The sequence below is a fragment of the Caulifigura coniformis genome (assembly GCF_007745175.1).
Classification (GTDB): Bacteria; Planctomycetota; Planctomycetia; order Planctomycetales; family Planctomycetaceae; genus Caulifigura; species Caulifigura coniformis.
This window is the reverse complement of sequence record NZ_CP036271.1, coordinates 3909759-3926307: the sequence shown is the minus strand read 5'-3', so window position 1 is coordinate 3926307 and position 16549 is coordinate 3909759. Positions and strand designations below refer to the sequence as shown.

The 16549-nt window shown below is 63.7% G+C and carries 14 protein-coding genes; 3 read left to right on the top strand and 11 right to left on the bottom strand.

Features of this window, described 5'->3' with window-relative positions; translation table 11 throughout:
- Positions 1–278 precede the first annotated feature (278 nt).
- From Pan44_RS15860 to Pan44_RS15850, 4 genes are all read right to left on the bottom strand, one after another.
- Entirely contained in the window at positions 279–1634 is a 1356-nt protein-coding gene (locus Pan44_RS15860) for a DUF1598 domain-containing protein (RefSeq protein ID WP_145030988.1), read from the bottom strand.
- Positions 1635–1697: 63 nt separating this feature from the next.
- The gene (locus Pan44_RS27450; protein ID WP_197453371.1) at positions 1698–1838 is read right to left on the bottom strand and encodes a hypothetical protein; all 141 of its coding nucleotides are present in this window, start codon (positions 1836–1838) and stop codon (positions 1698–1700) included.
- Positions 1816–2685: a hypothetical protein gene (locus Pan44_RS15855; RefSeq protein WP_145030987.1), complete on the bottom strand. Its 870-nt coding sequence runs from the start codon at positions 2683–2685 to the stop codon at positions 1816–1818. Before Pan44_RS15855 ends, Pan44_RS27450 begins: the two co-directional genes overlap by 23 nt.
- 78 nt (positions 2686–2763) lie before the next feature.
- Positions 2764–3435, bottom strand: coding sequence for a hypothetical protein (locus tag Pan44_RS15850; RefSeq protein ID WP_145030986.1), 672 nt, complete (start codon positions 3433–3435; stop codon positions 2764–2766).
- Between the two features lie 460 nt (positions 3436–3895).
- On the opposite strand from Pan44_RS15850, the gene Pan44_RS15845 reads away from it, so the two are divergent.
- Genes Pan44_RS15845 through Pan44_RS15835 form a run of 3 tightly spaced genes read left to right on the top strand, consistent with a single transcriptional unit; the run spans position 3896 to position 8242 of the window.
- A complete protein-coding gene (locus Pan44_RS15845; protein ID WP_145030985.1) occupies positions 3896–5299 on the top strand; it encodes a DUF58 domain-containing protein in 1404 nt (467 codons plus the stop codon).
- A 14-nt stretch (positions 5300–5313) separates the two neighbouring features.
- Complete coding sequence (locus Pan44_RS15840) at positions 5314–7680, top strand: transglutaminase TgpA family protein (RefSeq protein ID WP_145030984.1); 2367 nt, start codon at positions 5314–5316, stop codon at positions 7678–7680.
- The gene (locus Pan44_RS15835; RefSeq protein ID WP_145030983.1) at positions 7661–8242 is read left to right on the top strand and encodes an anthranilate synthase component II; all 582 of its coding nucleotides are present in this window, start codon (positions 7661–7663) and stop codon (positions 8240–8242) included. The genes Pan44_RS15840 and Pan44_RS15835 overlap by 20 nt, the downstream gene beginning before the upstream one ends.
- A 106-nt stretch (positions 8243–8348) precedes the next feature.
- Here Pan44_RS15835 and Pan44_RS15830 read toward each other — a convergent pair whose 3' ends face one another.
- The 7 genes from Pan44_RS15830 to Pan44_RS15800 all read right to left on the bottom strand — a co-directional run bounded on the left by Pan44_RS15830 (position 8349) and on the right by Pan44_RS15800 (position 16526).
- Positions 8349–8771: a hypothetical protein gene (locus Pan44_RS15830; protein WP_145030982.1), complete on the bottom strand. Its 423-nt coding sequence runs from the start codon at positions 8769–8771 to the stop codon at positions 8349–8351.
- Between the two features lie 97 nt (positions 8772–8868).
- Positions 8869–9774 carry a DUF1559 domain-containing protein gene (locus tag Pan44_RS15825; RefSeq protein ID WP_231754071.1) on the bottom strand — a complete coding sequence of 302 codons (906 nt, stop codon included), beginning with the start codon at positions 9772–9774 and terminating at the stop codon, positions 8869–8871.
- A gap of 288 nt (positions 9775–10062) precedes the next feature.
- Entirely contained in the window at positions 10063–11034 is a 972-nt protein-coding gene (locus Pan44_RS15820; protein ID WP_197453370.1) for a class I SAM-dependent methyltransferase, read from the bottom strand.
- 178 nt (positions 11035–11212) lie between these two features.
- The gene (locus tag Pan44_RS15815; protein WP_231754070.1) at positions 11213–12541 is read right to left on the bottom strand and encodes a DUF6754 domain-containing protein; all 1329 of its coding nucleotides are present in this window, start codon (positions 12539–12541) and stop codon (positions 11213–11215) included.
- A gap of 7 nt (positions 12542–12548) precedes the next feature.
- The gene (locus Pan44_RS15810) at positions 12549–13634 is read right to left on the bottom strand and encodes a hypothetical protein (RefSeq protein WP_231754069.1); all 1086 of its coding nucleotides are present in this window, start codon (positions 13632–13634) and stop codon (positions 12549–12551) included.
- Positions 13635–13707: 73 nt separating this feature from the next.
- Complete coding sequence (locus tag Pan44_RS15805; RefSeq protein WP_145030978.1) at positions 13708–15531, bottom strand: glutamate mutase L; 1824 nt, start codon at positions 15529–15531, stop codon at positions 13708–13710.
- Between the two features lie 107 nt (positions 15532–15638).
- The gene (locus tag Pan44_RS15800) at positions 15639–16526 is read right to left on the bottom strand and encodes a HEAT repeat domain-containing protein (RefSeq protein ID WP_197453369.1); all 888 of its coding nucleotides are present in this window, start codon (positions 16524–16526) and stop codon (positions 15639–15641) included.
- Positions 16527–16549 lie beyond the last annotated feature (23 nt).

The following is a 16549-nucleotide window of genomic DNA, read 5'->3' as shown; positions in this document are numbered from 1 at the left end:
ACAGAACAAGGAGGAGCGAGCAGACGAGGCGATCAGGGAAGTGCGGCCCTGACGCACGGTTTGAGCGTTGGCGGGTCGTCGGCTGAGGATCCCGGCCCGTCATGACGCGACTTTGAACAAGGTGAAATACGGCCTGAAACGAGCGTCCCCGAGAAGAGACCGGCCGTCCCATCAGACAGTCCAAGTTTACGCCAAGAATGGAACGTCCGAAAGTTGTTCGGCCGTCGGCGGTCGCCATTCCCCGGAAGTTCCCGCGGTCTGTAAGGAAGGCTCGGTTCTTACGGAACCTGAAGGGGCCACGCGAATTGTGATCCCGCCAGGTCATCGGGAGCGCGGCGGTCTGCCACGCGGCCGGGCTCCCTGATTGGAACTTCATTCGCGATGACCGCAGACGGCGTGAGGACGACGCCGCCCACGACACCGACGATCGTGGTGCGGTTCACGCGGCGGATGTTGGCCCCGGAATCGACGAATCGCGGGGTCTGACATTTCGGAGAGAGCGTGTCCATGACTGCGGGGGACGGCCGGAACTCGAGGTCCATGCGCTCCAGAAGCCGCTCTCGCACGAGCAGCGATACCGTGACTGCGAGATCGAACTGGTTTCGCAGGTCGGCAAAGATCGGCCGGGCGGCCGTGAGTTCTTCAAAGTGGGTCGTGAACTGGCGTGCGAAGGCTTCAGTGCTGGGGCGATTCCGGTCACTGTCCACTCGCTGGCCGCTGTCGAGAATCAATTCCTCCTGCGCCAAAAGCTTCACGCGCTGGCCTGAGAACTGAAACAGAGTTCGATCGGGACTGACAGCGACATCCTCGTACAGCGGCGCGAACCACCAGCGTTTCATCGTGGCGCCGGTGTCACCCGCGGCGTAGGCGAGCTGCGGCCGGATTTCCTTCACGCCCGACGGCTCCAGCCCGAGCGCGATGCGTTTCATGGAATAGTCGGCTGCCGCGAGGACGTTGCCGATCCGGGAATCGCCGGGGACTCCCTCGACCGTGACGATCTGGCGGCCGAGGATCCGCGACAGTCCCTCGTACCACGCCGCGGCGTTCTTGAAGCTGACGCTGCCGGCGGTCGACTGAATCGTTTCGTTGTACTTCTTCAGGCGGGCGGGATCGGGATCGATGGAGCAGCGCACACGCAGCCCCCCTCCCCTCGCGACATCGAGCATCGTCAGGAAATCTCCCGTGCGCATCAGCGCACGTCCCGACGTCTCTCCCAGGAATGTGGGCGCTGCTCCGGCGGCCTGAGTTTCACCGGGACCGATCAGCAGGATGTCTCGTGCCTCGGCATCAACGACGACCTGATCAATGCGCGTCAGGCCTCCCAGGATGTGCGCTTCCGCGGGAAGGGCGTCCGGCGGGGCCTGCCTGAGGATTTCGTTGAGTCGACGGAGGGAGACACAGACGTTTCCGGGCGCGAGGTCTTTGGCCCCCGGGCGGCGCTTCGCATTGAGAGCGGGGACAACCTGCATCGGGCGGAGCACGCCCTCGGGATCAATCAGGATGCCGCCGCTGTTGTTGCCGCCGTTGTTATTTCCACCGCCTCCGTTGTTGCCGGTCCCCTGGGCGAGCACCGAACAAGGCCGGACTGCCAGGAGGGAAAGGAGGATCACGGCGTAGAAATGCGGACGCAACATGGCGAATGCCCCGTCGGAAGTGACGAGGCATTCTAGCAGATCCGCGGAGCCGTGGCCCGACGATCAGCCGCCCAGGTTGTTGTTGTAGCTGCCGAGTTCGAACATCAGCAGGATGATCCCGACCGCGATGGCCGCCACTGAGGCGAACAGGAGCGCGGTGTAGACGTCCGGAGCGGCGTCCTCAGAGGAGCTTCGTCGTGACATTGTCTCCCTTTTCGATAATGCCGTTCTTGGCCGTCTGGACCACTTCAACCACAGCCTGGTCGGGACGGGTGTCGACCACCCGCACGCGTCCGAGCCACTGCGCCCGCCGGCCGTCGACACCCGAGCGGAACGCATCGAGTTCGTGGCCGACGATCAAACCATCATCCGCTCCGATCGAGATGACGAGCATCTTGGCCCGTCCGGTGCGATCGTTCTGGACTTCCTCCACGATGCCATCGACCACCGGCGGGGGCGACTGGAGCTTGTTGACCAAGCGGAGGTCGAAATTGACGTTTGCATTGGCCAGGATTTTTTCGAGACTGGCCTTCTCCTGGAGGAGGGCCGTGTGGCGGGCTTCCAGATCGGCGAGTTCCGTGCGGGTGACGAACAGGCTGTCGGTCTTGAGGCGGAGTTCCTGCTGGGCTTCGTCGAGGCGTTTCTGAACGTCGCTGTTGATCAGCCGCTGCTTGAGGGCTTCTTCATTCCGGTACCCTGCCTCGCTGGCCTTGGTTTCGGCGAGCGCGGTCTGGGAGGAGTTCTGCGACTGCAGGTCGATCTTGTCCTTCTGGAGTGCGGCCACCTGGACCTGAGCCGTCTGGAGGTCGGCCTCGACCTTCAGACGCTGATCCTTTTCCGCGTTGAGGCGGGTGGTCAGGTCGTTCTTCTCCATCTCGGCGTTGGTGATCGCCCGGGAGAGGTCCTGTTCCTTGGTGGCGAGGTCCGCCTTGGATTTCTCCGCCGTCGCCTTCCAGTTGGTGTGCGCGGTGTAGACCGCACCCGCCATCGCCGCGAAGACGACGCTCAGAGTGAGCTGGAGGAAAACCAGCAGTTTGCCGACGTTGGACATGCTGACCTCGTTCGAGCTCCGGCAGCCGGGTGGCTTTCGGAGTCAGTTCCCATCAATTCGATAAAACGCGACCGGGCGTCACTTCACGGAGGCTGTCGACTTCAGCTGCTGGTTCCGCTCTTCCGCCCTGTCGACGAGCGACACGAGTTGCTGCAGCTGATCGTTCAGTTCCGTCCTCAGTTCCTGAAGCCTGTAGGCATCCGCCCGCAGTTCGTCGAGCTGGGCCCGGAGGCGGATGACGTCGTCACGCCGCTCGCCGATCCGCTGTTCGATCTTCTGGGCTTCTTCGGTTTTGGCAGCGACCTGGACAGCCAGCTGCGATCCCTGGGCCCGCGTCTGTTCGAGAATCGACAGCAGCTGCGTGCGAGAGGCGTCGAGGGAGGCTTCGTCGACGGGAAGCGAGGCGACGTAGGCCTCTTTGCGTTCCTTGAAGGCCGCTTCCTGATCTTTCAGTGCCTGGATTTCCGTCTGCTGTGACGCGGTCAGCGACTTGAAGGCCGCGGCAACGACTTCACCCTGCACGACCGAGCTGGAAATCTGCTGATCGTTTCCGGTGCGTTTGACGCTCCACTTGGCAGGGTTGGATTCGCTCTTGTTGAACACGAACCCCTGGTGGGGTTCTTTGCCTTCGAGCTCTCGCATCTCGGCGGTCCAGTTGGGTCCGCCGAAGAACGAGGCCATCGCGAATCCGAGAAACGCAACGCTGCTCAGAAACAACACGACCACCAGAGTTTTACCGAACGACGCCATTGAGGGCTTTCCAGTCGCCTGGTGAGTGGGCCTGAACTCGAGATGGGGAGGAAACGAACCGTGTGCGATCGCGGACGATTCCGCAGGCCGGGGAATCCTGGCAAATTCTGCGGGGGCGACCGGAAATTGTACGGCTGTAAAAAAACCGAGGTCAACAACCGAACAACTGAGGCCGCGCAATCTCTGGGATTCGGTTCGGCAATCCGTCCAACCCGACTGCTGCAAAGTCTGGAGGGCTGTGGGGAATCGGCCCATCCAGAGCCGGGAGGCACGGTCGCAGCGACTCCACGGCCGGGCGGGGACCATCCGCGCCGACGCTCCTGATAGGGGCGGTTCTTCGGAATGTGTGAATCGGCCCGTTTTTGTGGGCGGGCGGGAGTTGATAGGATGGTTTCGTCCGCGGGCTCAACGGGTTCGCGGTAACGTCTCTCCCCAAGTCCTCTTCCCTGTTGCGTGACTGGTGGATCCGAATCCTTCGACGATTGGCTCCGGGAGTCGCTCCCGGAGGTCGCGAATTTCCATCAGCGGCTTCCTGATCGTCTGCCTGGGCGTGGGAGCCATCGTTGCCGAGGTTTCGACGCGGCTGATGGCGCGGCGTCTGGGGATGGCTGGTCACGTGGTGACACTGGGAGCCGCCGGCTACTTCGCGATCTGGGGACTTAAGGAACTGATTGTCTCCGCCTGGCCCCGCTTCCGAACCCGTCGGATCGCGCGGTACCGATTCCGTCTGCCTGCAGAGGGGCGGGTCTTCCTGGTCATGATCAGCGTGCTGTTCATCGGCTCGCTGCTGGGACGGTCGAATTCCCTGCTGCTGGTGTTCTGCTGCCTGATCGGCCCGTTCGTCATCAACGGCTTCCTGATCTTCGCGATGCTGCAACGGCTGGCGGTGACGCGTGACGCGCCACTGCGCATGATGGCCGGGGAATGCGTGGCGGTCGAAGTGCAGCTGGCGAACCGGAAACGGGTCATGCCGACGTGGATGATGTCGGTGCGCGACCGGGCTGAAACGGTCAACGAAGTGATCGAACCGGAAGTCCTGTTCGTGCATGTTCCGCGGGGCGGGAAACAGGTCTCGGCGTACCAGCTGTCGATCGCCTCGCGCGGGCGGGTGACGCTCGGCCCGGTTGAGCTTCACTCCCGTTTTCCCCTGGGAATCGTCGACCGCGGCCTCCAGTTCGACCTGCCGGCGCAGATCCTGGTGTATCCGCGGATCGGCCGATTGACCCAGAGCTGGCGGCGCCTGACGGAGACGTCGCACACGAGTTCGCAGTCGGCGCGACAGTCGTCGCACGCGGCGGACACCTTTCACACGATGCGGGAATATCACAGCGGCGACGACCCGCGGACCATCCACTGGCGCACGTCCGCCCGGCGGAATGAACTGATGGTGCGTGAGTTTCGCGACCAGCGGGACACCCCGGTGGTGCTGCTGCTCGACGGGTGGCGGGCGCCGGGCGGAGCGGAGCGCGACGAACGGATGGAACTGGCGATCAGCTTTGCGGCGACGGTGTGCGTCCAGCAGTTGCACGCCTCGCGCGACGCGCCGGTCGCACTTGCCGCGGCGGGAAAGTCGTGGCTGGAATGGAACGAGATTTCCCAGCGTCAGCCGATCGAGGACCTGCTCGATGGCCTGGCGGTGCTGGAGACGTCGGCCAACGCCGACTGGAGACGGCTCGTGGAGTTTTCGATGCGGATCGCCGACCGGCGGCATACCACCCTTCTGCTGACGCCCAGGCCTGAAGTCATCGAACGGGAACTGGGCGAACTGCAGGCGACCCACGGCTGGGATCGGAACCCGGTGGGGATGATCCGGGTCATGTCGCTGAGCGAGATCGAGAACTCCAGGGCCTTTGCCTGGGCATAACGGGACGGGAGACCATGGAGCAACTTTCGACCGTTCTGACCGCCAGCATCATCCTGCTGACGATCCTGTCGGGGCTGATCTTCGCCTTCGCGGAAGGGGGCGCCACGGCCGCACTGTCGCTGCCGATCGGGCTGATCGCATGGTTCCTCAACGAGCGTGAAGAAGGCTTCGCGCTGCCGAGGGTGGCGTTGAACGTCCTCGGCGTGAGCGCCGTGATCATGGCCGGGTATGAGCTGTACATCGGGAGCATCGAAGCGCGACTTCTTGCGGGGGGGCACCTGATCGTCTACCTGAGCTGGCTGTTCCTGCTCCAGGTCAAAGAGACGCGGTCGGTGTGGTGGCTGTCCGCGCTGGCGGTGCTGCAGATTTCCGTCGCTTCGGTGCTGACCTCGGCTCCGTGGTTCGGCGGGGCGCTGATGGCGTGGCTGCTGATGGCGATGTGGACGATGGCCATCTTCACCATGCAGCGTTCGGCATCCCGGATGCTGCAGCAGCCGGCCCAGGTGCCTTTGTCGCGGCGGAGTGCGGCGGCCGGAGAGAATCGTGCGGCCCAGGCGTCGACAAACAGCTACTGCGTGAACGGACTGCGTCCCGACAGCAAGTTCCGTCTGCTGAGCCGGCGGTTCGTGATGTCGGTCGCCGCGATGACGTTGGCCGGGATGGTGGTCTCGGCGCTGTTCTTCACGTTCATCCCCCGGGTGTGGATGAGTCGCCTGCGGCTGTTCGACGATACGGCGCTGGCAGGCGATCGAATCGCCGGCTTCACGGAACGGGTGCGACTGGGGGATATCGGGGAGATCATGGCCAGCAACGACGTTGCCCTCACGGCCAACTTCTTCGAATACCCGTCCAATCGCCGGATGAACACCGTGAAGGCCAAAGCCTGGCTGGGCGAGGATCCACTGTTTCGAGCCAGGACGCTCGAGGATTACACGCGGGGCCGATGGGACCCGGTGCTCCGGTCGCGGGGGGACGCCTGCTCGATGCCGCGGCCCGATGAGAAGCTCGTGCGCGTCGACATCCGCCTGAATTCCAGCAACTCCGCGACGCTGTTCACGGTCGGCCAGGTGGTGACGTGCGACGGGCCTCTCGAAGGTAACGAGATCTACCGACGCCAGCAGACGAACGAGTATTCGCGGCAGGATGAATCGGTCTACGACAGCTATTCCTATCAGGTCTACAGCCTGCATGACGCGGAAGAGCTGGAGTACGACCCGACGTACATTCTTGGCCGCGGCCTGCCCTTCTTCGGCGCCAACAACGTCCGGTACAACGAACAACTCCTGCAGGTGCCGGAAGACCTTGTGGAGCTTCGGCGGATCACCAAAGAGATCCTGGCCACCCTGCCCGCCTCCGCGGCGGAGGACGACGAGATGAAGGCGAACGCGATTCTGCACTACCTGCGTGACAGCGGCCGGTTTGAGTACACGACGAAGGCAGCGGTGGACAATTCGCGGGTCGATCCGATCGAAGACTTCCTGGTCAACCGGAAAAAGGGGCACTGCGAGTATTTCGCGTCGGCGCTGGCGCTGATGTTTCGCGCGGCCGACATCCCCTCCCGGCTCGTCACCGGCTTCAAGGGGGGCAATTTCGAAGGGGCGACCGGGACGTTCTACATTCAGCAACGTTTTGCCCACGCGTGGACCGAGGCGCGGATCTACAATCGATGGGTGACGTTCGATCCGACTCCGGCCATCCGCGACAAGACGGCCAAGGTAGCAGCCGGCCAGACGCAATCGACGTGGGCGTTCGCCAAGGACGTGGCGGTGCGGTTGTGGCTGACGGGCATCGGGATGAACAGCCAGCAGCAGCGCGAGCAGGTGTACCTGCCGATCCAGCGGCTTGGCCAGCGGAGCTGGCAGCGCGTGATCGACCTGAAGGCCAAGTTTGAGACGGTCTGGGCCGGCGCGCTGGAGACGATCCGCAATCCTGACCAGTGGATCAGCTGGAGAGGCGGCCTGACGGCGTTCGTCCTGCTGACGACGATGGCCATTCTCTACAAACTGCTCTCACGCCTGATCTACAGGATCGGGTCGCTCGGAGGCCTCAAAACCCGCGGTGAGCACTCCGGCCCCGAGGTTGCCTTCTACAATCGGTTCAAGAAGATCGTCGATCGGGCAGGCCTGGCGCCGGAGCGGTCACAGACGGCGCAGGAATTCGGGCAGACCGTGAAGCGGATGCTGGGCCGGCAGCTCGATGAAGCCGGCCTGACCGAGTTGCCGGGGACGGTGTCGGACGAGTTTTACCGTGTCCGATTCGGCGGCGAGAAACTTTCCACCGTTGACGAGGATCGACTGGAACGGCGGCTGTGGCGACTGGAAGCCTGTCTTTCTTCCCGCACCTCCGTAAACTCCGACAGCCATGATCTTCGTTCTCGATAACTACGATTCGTTCACGTACAACCTCGTCCAGCGACTGGGGGAAATCGACTCCGCGCTCGACATCCAGGTCGCACGAAACGACCAGATTTCCATCAGCGAAATCGAAAAGCTGAAACCGGAGCGGATCATCGTTTCTCCGGGCCCCTGCTCTCCCGGCGAGGCGGGAATCTCGAAGGCGGTGATCGAACACTTCGGGCCGAAGCTGCCGGTATTCGGAGTCTGCCTGGGCCATCAATGCATGGCCGAGGTTTATGGAGCGAAGGTGCTCCGTGCCAAGCGGCTGATGCACGGCAAGACGTCGATGATTCATCACGACGGCCAGGGGGTGTTTCGGGGGATCGAGAGCCCCATGCAGGCGACGCGTTACCACAGTCTGGTGGTTCCGGAAGAGACTTTGACGCCCGACCTGCTGGCCGTGGGATGGACTCGGGATGCCGACCACCCACCGGAGATCATGGCGCTCAGGCACCGGACATATCCGGTCCACGGCGTGCAGTTCCACCCGGAGAGCTTCCTGACTCCCCAGGGAATCAAGCTGCTGGAGAACTTCCTGTCTCTGTAGAAACCGGCCCCGGTTAAAGCGACAGGCCCCTCTCAAAGTCATGAAACGGGGACGCCGGACTCCCGAAGTCCGGAGCGAACCTGTCGCTCCGGACCGGGACCGTCGGTCATTTCTTCAGATCCAGTTTGACATCCAGCGTTTCGGGCAGCTTCACTTCCAGTTCGAGCTTCGTCTGCTCGTTGAACTGCCTGGGAATATACTGCTCGCGGACGGCGGTCTTCTCCCCCGGATTGTCTTCACGGAACTTCCCGGGGACTTCCCTCCAGGCGGTGACCTCGACGACCTTCTTGCCTTCGGTCGCGTTGAGTTCGAACTTACCTTCCTGGACGTGCGAACCGGCCGCGTGAGAGCCGTCGGCCGCACGGACAATGATTTCTCCATCGGGCAGCGGCTGCCCTTCGAAGGTGACGACTCCCGTCACTTTCGCCAGCGGAGGGCCTTCCGGACCGCCACCGCCGCACCCTGCGATTCCGAAGGCGGTCAGAAGCAGCCCCCCGCGAAACCACGACGCAACATTCTGCACGTTCACACACGCCTCTTCAGGAAGATGGTTTCTGAGAACCGGGGCCGCTCAGGAGCGGCCCCGGTGAACTGGAGTTCCGGCAATCAGAGCGAGAGAACGACGGTTAGAATTCGCCGATCGTCTCTCCGCCGCTGCGGGTGCCCAGGTTCTGCCAGGTAAGGCGGTCGATGTTGCTCGACACGAATCGCACGCCGCCGTCGCCCATCAGGGCATGGACGCCGCCCGTGTGGTAGCTGCGGGCGAGGACGCGCTGCGTGGTATAGGCACTCATCGACTGGCAGGGAGCGCTGGGCCAGGTCGTGCTTTTGCAGGTGTAGACCTGATCGGTGATCGAGGAGTTCGGGGGTTCCGCGGTGGTGAACCCGTATCCGCCGCCTTCTCCACCGCCCCAGTATCCGCCGCCTTCACCCCAACCGCTGTTGGTGTTGGCGCTGCCGCGAATCATCACTTCACTGGCGAAGATGGTGTTGCTGGAGCCGTCCTTCATGCTCTCCATGCGGTGACGGGAGTTGTTGTTGAACATGCCGCCGTTGTCGGCGTTGTAGTTCTGCGTCTTGCCGTGGCAGACGACGTAGTTGCCCTGGAAGCCGTCGCCGCCCGACCGCAGACCGCCCGAAGCGCCCTTGGCAGGGCTGGAGGGGTCAGAGGGACACTGGAACCCGGCAAGGGGCATGTCCTTGATGTCCGCCGGCGTATCCATCACCCACTGCACGATGGACGTCTGGTACTTGTTGTAGAGCGGCCCCTGCTCAATCATCGGAAGCACCTGCTGCATCCAGGTGTCCCGCAGGTGGAAGGTGCCGACGTTGAGGACGCCGTAGGGGAACACCCGATGGGTGTCGTGATAGTTGTGCATGGCCAACCCGAGCTGTTTCAGGTTGTTCTTGCACTGAGTCCGTCGAGCCGCCTCGCGGGCCTGCTGGACGGCAGGCAGGAGCAGAGCAATCAGGATCGCGATGATGGCGATCACGACCAGCAACTCAATCAATGTGAAACCAGACTTCCGCACGCCACGCCTCGAAATCATATTCGACCTTTCAAGAAATCAAAAAAGGCAAACGCAAAGAGACGACCGACAAGAAATCAATGCACTGACATCGCAGAGCGCGAAAACAGAGCGATGCACGAAAAATGGACGGCGCTGCCAGCAGAGGAGACACACGAGCGCTCGGAAATCGCATCGCAGTAGCGGCCTGTCGCTGCGTACGCCATTTAGCAAATGGCATGCCTCATGGTGAAGTGGCGCTGGGAAAATCGCGACGCTCGCCCCCGATGTCGCTGACCGATGAGTCTGCACCTATCGTCGGCGTCTTCGTCCGCGCGTCCACAGCCCAAACAGCCCTGCCCCGCCCAGAGCACCAATGGTGATGGCTGTCGCCGGCGTTGTCCGAAAGGGCCGTGCCCCGCGCCTGGGCCGGACTCCCTGCTCCGGCGGACCGGACAGCAGAAAGAACGCGATGATCGCACCTGCGATGGTCAGCGCCGCCAGGCCGGCGATCCGTGCCAGGGACTGCGCTGTCGTGCGGGGCGTCTCTGGTGGAATCGGGGCGGCCTCTTTCCGCCAGATGCAGAGCACTGATTTGCCCGCGCTGTAGCCGAGAAGCGGATCGATCACCCGCGAGATCGGCACCATCAGGCCGTCCCAGACCCGGATCTGGTTCAGTGTCGGCATCGACTGGCGGAGCATGAGCCGGTTCGCCAGCGAAGCGAAATATCCAACGCAGTCGAGGTATCTCAGCCGTTCGATGCTCAACAGCGGCGGCGTCAGGCCGGCGAGCATCTTCTTGGAGTAGCGGCGGCAGTGACCGATCCGCTTGTCGAAAGGGGTGTAGAGATGCTGGTGGGCCGGCGAGAGGACGACGACATATCCCCCCACTTTCACGCGATCGACGACGGATTCGATTTCAACCCGGTCTTCGGGGATGTGCTCCAGGACGTCGATATAGATGGCACTGTCGAACTGCTCGGTCACGTCGGCGACCGTCCCTGCCTGGGCCTCGCAGCAGGCCGGGAGTTCCCCGTTCTGCACCTGGGCGGTCAGCAGACGGGCCATCGGCACGTCCGGCTCGAGGCAGCGCCAATGCTCCTGGCTGCCGTCGCAGAGCATGCGGGTGGTCGCGCCGATGCCGGCGCCGACTTCCAGGACACGCCGGCCGAGGAACGGAGAAATCTGGCGTCGAAGGCAGGCTTTCCAGTTCAGCGCATGCGAGAACAGCTCGAGTTCATCGCCGACGTAGGGGATCTCGGTGCTCGTCGCCGCTTGTGACATGACAGAACCATCGGAAAAGCACGGCGGCTTCCCGCGTTTGCAGACCGGCCTTTGATTCAGTTCATCCCAACTTCCATCGAAGACGCCGGGCGGACGCCGGTACTCTGCCGATTATGACGGCTGGAAGACGGGGCGGAGCCCGAAATGATCGGCGGAAGCGATCGGGGCCGCCGGGGTGTTACGACGACGTGAGCATGTGATTCTGGAGGTAGTCGGCGGCCGCACTGGCGAGATCGTGAACCGCGGTGCCGGAGGGGGCGAGGTTCACGATGGTGAGCAGGGAGACTCCGATCACGATGATCGACATGACGAGCAGCTTTCCGATGTCCTGCCCTTTCAGGCTGCCCAGCTGGTCGGGATCGCGCGACAGGTAGGCGGACGCGGCGAAGAATTCCTCACCGATGAGGGTGTAGTCGCAGGCGGCGACGAAGAACGGCAGCTGGGCCGGCTGTGCGGTTCCCGCGATCTGGATCGCTCCGATGGTATTGCCGGTTTCGCCGAGCAGCAGCGACTCGGCGTAGAACTGCCCCATGTAGAAGCAGGCGGCGGGCTTCTCGCGCATCATGTAGCCGCTGAGGTGAGCCACGAAGCCGAACTGGTCATCCGTGACGTAGTAGATGCGGTCTTCCTGGTAGGCGTCGGGCCGCCCGGCCGCGAGATACGCGGCCTGCGACGTTTCCCGGGCAGCCGTCATCACCAGCGAGCGACTGGTGGGAACCACGACGGTGGCGTCGTATTCGGCGGCCTTTTCGGCGACGCGCGAGAGAACCGTGACGCCGGCGATGGTTTCGATTTCGTTCAGGTCCTGGACGCCGGCCACGAACAGGCACGACTTGCCCATTTCCGTAGCCCGGCCGACCGCTTCGTCGATGGCGTCCAGCGCGCTGATCTTGCGAATCCACATCGGGGCCCCGGTGCGGGCGACGAGGATCATCGCAATCACGGAACCGCAGACGAAGACGGTGACGACAAAGAACCAGAATCGATTTCCGTCGAAGAACTGCTCGGTCGCGACGGTGGGCTGGTCGCTGTAGACGAATGCGGATTTCTCGCCGGCCGCGTTGACGGCATACGCCCGGAACCAGACCGGTTTGTCCGTCGGCAGGTCTCCGACTTCAGTTTCAATGTGCGTCACCAGCTTGACGACTTCCGCATTCGAGGGGAGTTCGCTCGTCTGGATCGGTTCGGCAGGCGTCGGCCGCTCGAGCGTCTGGGGTTCGCCGTAGAGCCCTTTTCGTTCGAAGGAGCGTTCCAGGATGCAGGTCGTGGCCGCGGGCTCGGGATCGACGTCGAGAACGACCACGAGAGCGTGGCCGTTGTCGAATGGTTTATCGGTGATGGAGACGAATCTCGGGGGAGCGGGCGGAGCAGCGTCAGCCGTTGCTGCGAGGAGGAGAAGGCATAGCCCCATTACGAGGCGGCCCGCAAACCCGCTCCTGGTGATCAAGGAGAGTGCGCTGCGAGTTTCCATCGCGACGCAAATGGATGGTGATTCAGTACTGGCCATCGGCGATTCAACCTCCTGTGATCTCGACGTTCGCCCGCGGGACCGTCACGGTTTTCCCGTCGGCACAGGCCACTTCGAGCACGCGTGCCGACGAACCGCTGCCGAGGACTGTGGGCTGATGGGGGAGCGCCGTCACTTTTCCGAGGATGCCGAAGTATGGATCGCGGATGATGCGGACCTGCGAGCCGATCTCGAGAAAGCCTCCGCCGTGGGCTTCCTGAACCGAGCCGACGTTGGCAGAGTCGGCCACGGGAATGACGATCTCGGGCCGCATGACGCCGGCCCGGATCTGAGTCGCTCCATTCACCGAGACGTCAGCTCCGGCGTGCTTCTTGAGGAGGGCGAACGTGCGGTCGGCCATCGCGATATCGCCGAAGCCTTCGGTAATGATGAGCGTGAGGCCGATTTTCTCGGAGCCCGTGATGGCGACGCCCAGGTCGTATCCGAGAATCGCCTTGAGGTCGGCATCGTCGATTCCCCCGGCGATGATCGCAGAAACTCCCACCTCGACCGCACGACGGACAGCGGCTTCGTGAATGCGCGCGCCTCCGACGATGACCGCGTTTTTGCAGTCCGCGGTGATTCTGTCGGGCGTGAGGTCTTCGGACGGGTTCGCACAGACCACTTTCAGAACACCGAAGGCCTCTCCGCCGACACCGAACACGCCCTGGGCGAAGGCCACATCGGCCTCGACAATCACGCCTTCCTGAGGCAGGACCTCGACGACTGTTCCGCCGGCGTAGGCGAGGACCTGGACGGGGAGCGCCGCGCCGCGAATCATCACCTGGCCCGTGACGTCCGAAATGGATTCGATCGTTCCGGAGGTCGGCGCGGCGAACTCCGTTTTGAAGAAGCCGAACATGCCCTTGGACCGGGCGAGAACGTCCCCTTTGGCGACCGGGTCACCCACCTTCTTGAGCATCGCTGCCGCCACCTCGGAAGGGGACAACGACATCTGGTTGGCGATGTTCACCGGGGTGACGTCGCCCGGCATGAATGTGCGGGCCACGACCTGCCGGGCCTCGACTTTCTCTCCGTGGGAGACAAGCACTTCGCCAGAGATCGGCAAGACGCGGCGCACACGCAGCCGCATGCGGGGCGAGACGAGCAATCCTGGGGTGTATGCGTGGGCCATTGCCTGGTTGGTCGCTGGTCGTGAGTCGGACTCAGAGTTCGGGGTAGAGCTGGAGTTCGCGTTGCCAGCGGTTTGCCGTTTCACGGCAGCGCTGGCGATCTTCCGGCAGCTTCAGGGGCCGGCCGCGAGCGTCGAGGATGATTCCGACCGTTCCGCCGCGGACTTCGCGATCGAGGGTCTTCCCGGGCCCCGCGCCGACATCGACGCCGCGCGCCGGGGTGATTGTCGCTTTGGTCCGCGCATCGCCGGGAAGCGGGAAAAGCCTGATGTCGCCGTATTTCAGTTCTCCTTCTTCACGCAGTCCACCTCCTTCGAGGCGATACCGGAAACAGTCGCGGCCTTCCTTTCCCTCGCCGGTCGCAGCGATGCAGGTGCCGAGATAGATCAGGCAGTCGCGTTCGAAGACTTCCAGCGCCGCCTGCGGATGCACCTGCGCGAGCACTCCGAGATGGGGCATCATGAAGATGCTGTCCTTGGCGAGTTCCGTCACGCCTTCCGGCTCGAAGGCATCGATGAGCATTGCGGCCGTCTGCTCCATCCGCGGCGCGTGGGACAACACTCCGCCGGAGGCGACGAGGAGGTCGAGCTTCATGTTGTCGACGACGGAGGCCCCCCCGCCCTGCTGGGCGAAGGTATCGCCCACCGAGCGCTGCTGCTGGACGCCCTTGAGCGTCGTGGCGAACTCGCAGTGCTGGAGATAGGCCAGGCGCAGGGCCTCACGCGAGACCGCCTGCTCGAAGATCAGCGATTCCAGCGTCTGCGGGATCGTCGTGGGGCGGATCATCTTGTTCTTCACGCGGTTCCGCAGTTCCCGCTCGTCCATATCGATCGGGACCCACCGCAGGATGTTCGGGAAACCGGCCTCCGAGCAGACATTGGAGACGGAATAGCTCATTCCCAGGTTGGCGGAGACGGTGCGGTTGAAGACCGACTGACCCCCTTCGCCAGCAAACACGCTGAAGACATCGGTCGTCGCTCCGCCGATGTCGACGCCGACCACGTTGATGCCGCGTTGACGTGCGATCTGCTGGAGGATGTCGCCGACCGCTCCCGGGGTCGGCATGATCGGAGCATCGGCCCAGGCGATCAGCTTGTCGTATCCAGGGGCGTGGGCCATCACATGTTCGAGGAACAGGTCGTGGATGGCGTCGCGGGCGGGGGCCAGATTCTCACGCTCCAGGACCGGCCGGAGATTCTCGACGACCGAAAGCTCGACGACGTCGCCCAGCACTTTCTGGACGTGCGGCGCGGCCTCTTTGTTGCCCGCGAAGATGACCGGCATGCGATACTGCCCGCCGAAACGCGGCTGCGGCCGGGCCGGGGCAATCAACTCGGCCGTCTGCACGACATGCGTAATCGTTCCACCGTCGGTGCCGCCGGACATCAGCATCATGTCCGGACGCAGCTCCCGGATCCGCTGGATCTGTTCGTGAGGTTTCCGCTTGTCGTTCGAGGCGAGAACGTCCATGACGATCGCTCCGGCGCCGAGTGCGGCTCTCTTCGCACTTGCGGCCGTCATCTCCCGGACGACGCCGGTGACGAGCATCTGGAGACCGCCGCCGGCTGACGACGTGGAGATGTAGATGTCGCAGCCGCGGTTTCCCTGTGCGGGCCGGATCAGGATGCCGTTCTCATCCACCAGCTGCCGTCCGGCCAGTTCGCCGACTTCCGTGGCTGCATTGGTGACGCCGACGGTGACGTCCGCCACTGGTTCTTCGACGGTGGTCGGGGCTTCACCGCGGTAGGTCTGCCGGAAATGCCCGTCGACCTTTTCAATCAGGATCGCCTTCGTCGTCGTACTGCCGCAGTCAGTCGCCAGGATGACGTTGAGGTTTTCCGGTGCGGGCAACGGCATGATGATCCGGCAGTCCGTCAGTTCGCGGTGTCGATCGATGGGCCTTCAGCGCGACTGGATGGTAGCGAGAAGGCGCACGTCTTTGGAGATGGTTGCGGCGGCGTGTTTCACTTCGAAGTGGCTTCGCTCCTGCCTTCGATGAGCTCGACGGCGAGCGTCGCCGCTTCCTTCACCTCCCCCTGCTTTTCGAAGGCGATCTGCTGCAGGCGGGGAACGGCCGCCCGGGCGGGACCGCCGATCTGGCCGAGAAGCTGCGCGATCGGCCGGACGACTTCGCTGTCCGCATCGTCGAGGGCGAGCGTCAGACGCGGGACCAGGTCGGACGCCGATTCTCCGAGGATCGAAAGATTCGTCGCCGCGAGGCGCCTCAATTCGGGGTCCTTGGAATCGAGAAGTTCGAGGAGTGTCGTCTTTGCCTTTTCCTGATGGGCGGAAAACGAGGCCAGGGCCGCGGCGGATGTGGCGCGAACGAACGCCGAATCATCCTTCAGCCCCTTGAGCAGCTGGGGGACCGCCGGTTCACCCACCGCCCCCAGGAGAGAGAGAATCGACGACGCCTGCTCCCGGCGAGCGACGTCTTTCGATTCCAGCGCCTGCCTGAGAACCGGAACGGCATCGCCGCCGGCTTCCACGAGCGAAAGGTGCACGGCTTCCCATTGGTCGCCTTCGAGCCCGGGCTCAAACAGCTTCTCGAACGCGGCGGCAAGTTCCGGCTTGATCTCCTCGGCAACCTGGGCCGGCGCAATCGCCAGCGGCAATTCGCCCAGGGGAGTGGCCGGAGGGAGATCGGCGATGACCTGCCCTGCGGGAATCAGCGGGAGCGCGGGAATGTCGTCGCCCATCGCGACAACCACCGGATCCGGAACGGGTGCGGCCTCCGGCGTCGGGGCGGGAATGGTCGTCGACGTCGCGGCAGGCGGTTCCGGAGCGGCCTTCTGGCATCCCGCCAGCAGGGCCAGCCCGACCAGGACCGGCTGAACGGAAGTGTGACGCATAGGGAATCCTTTCCGGATGATCA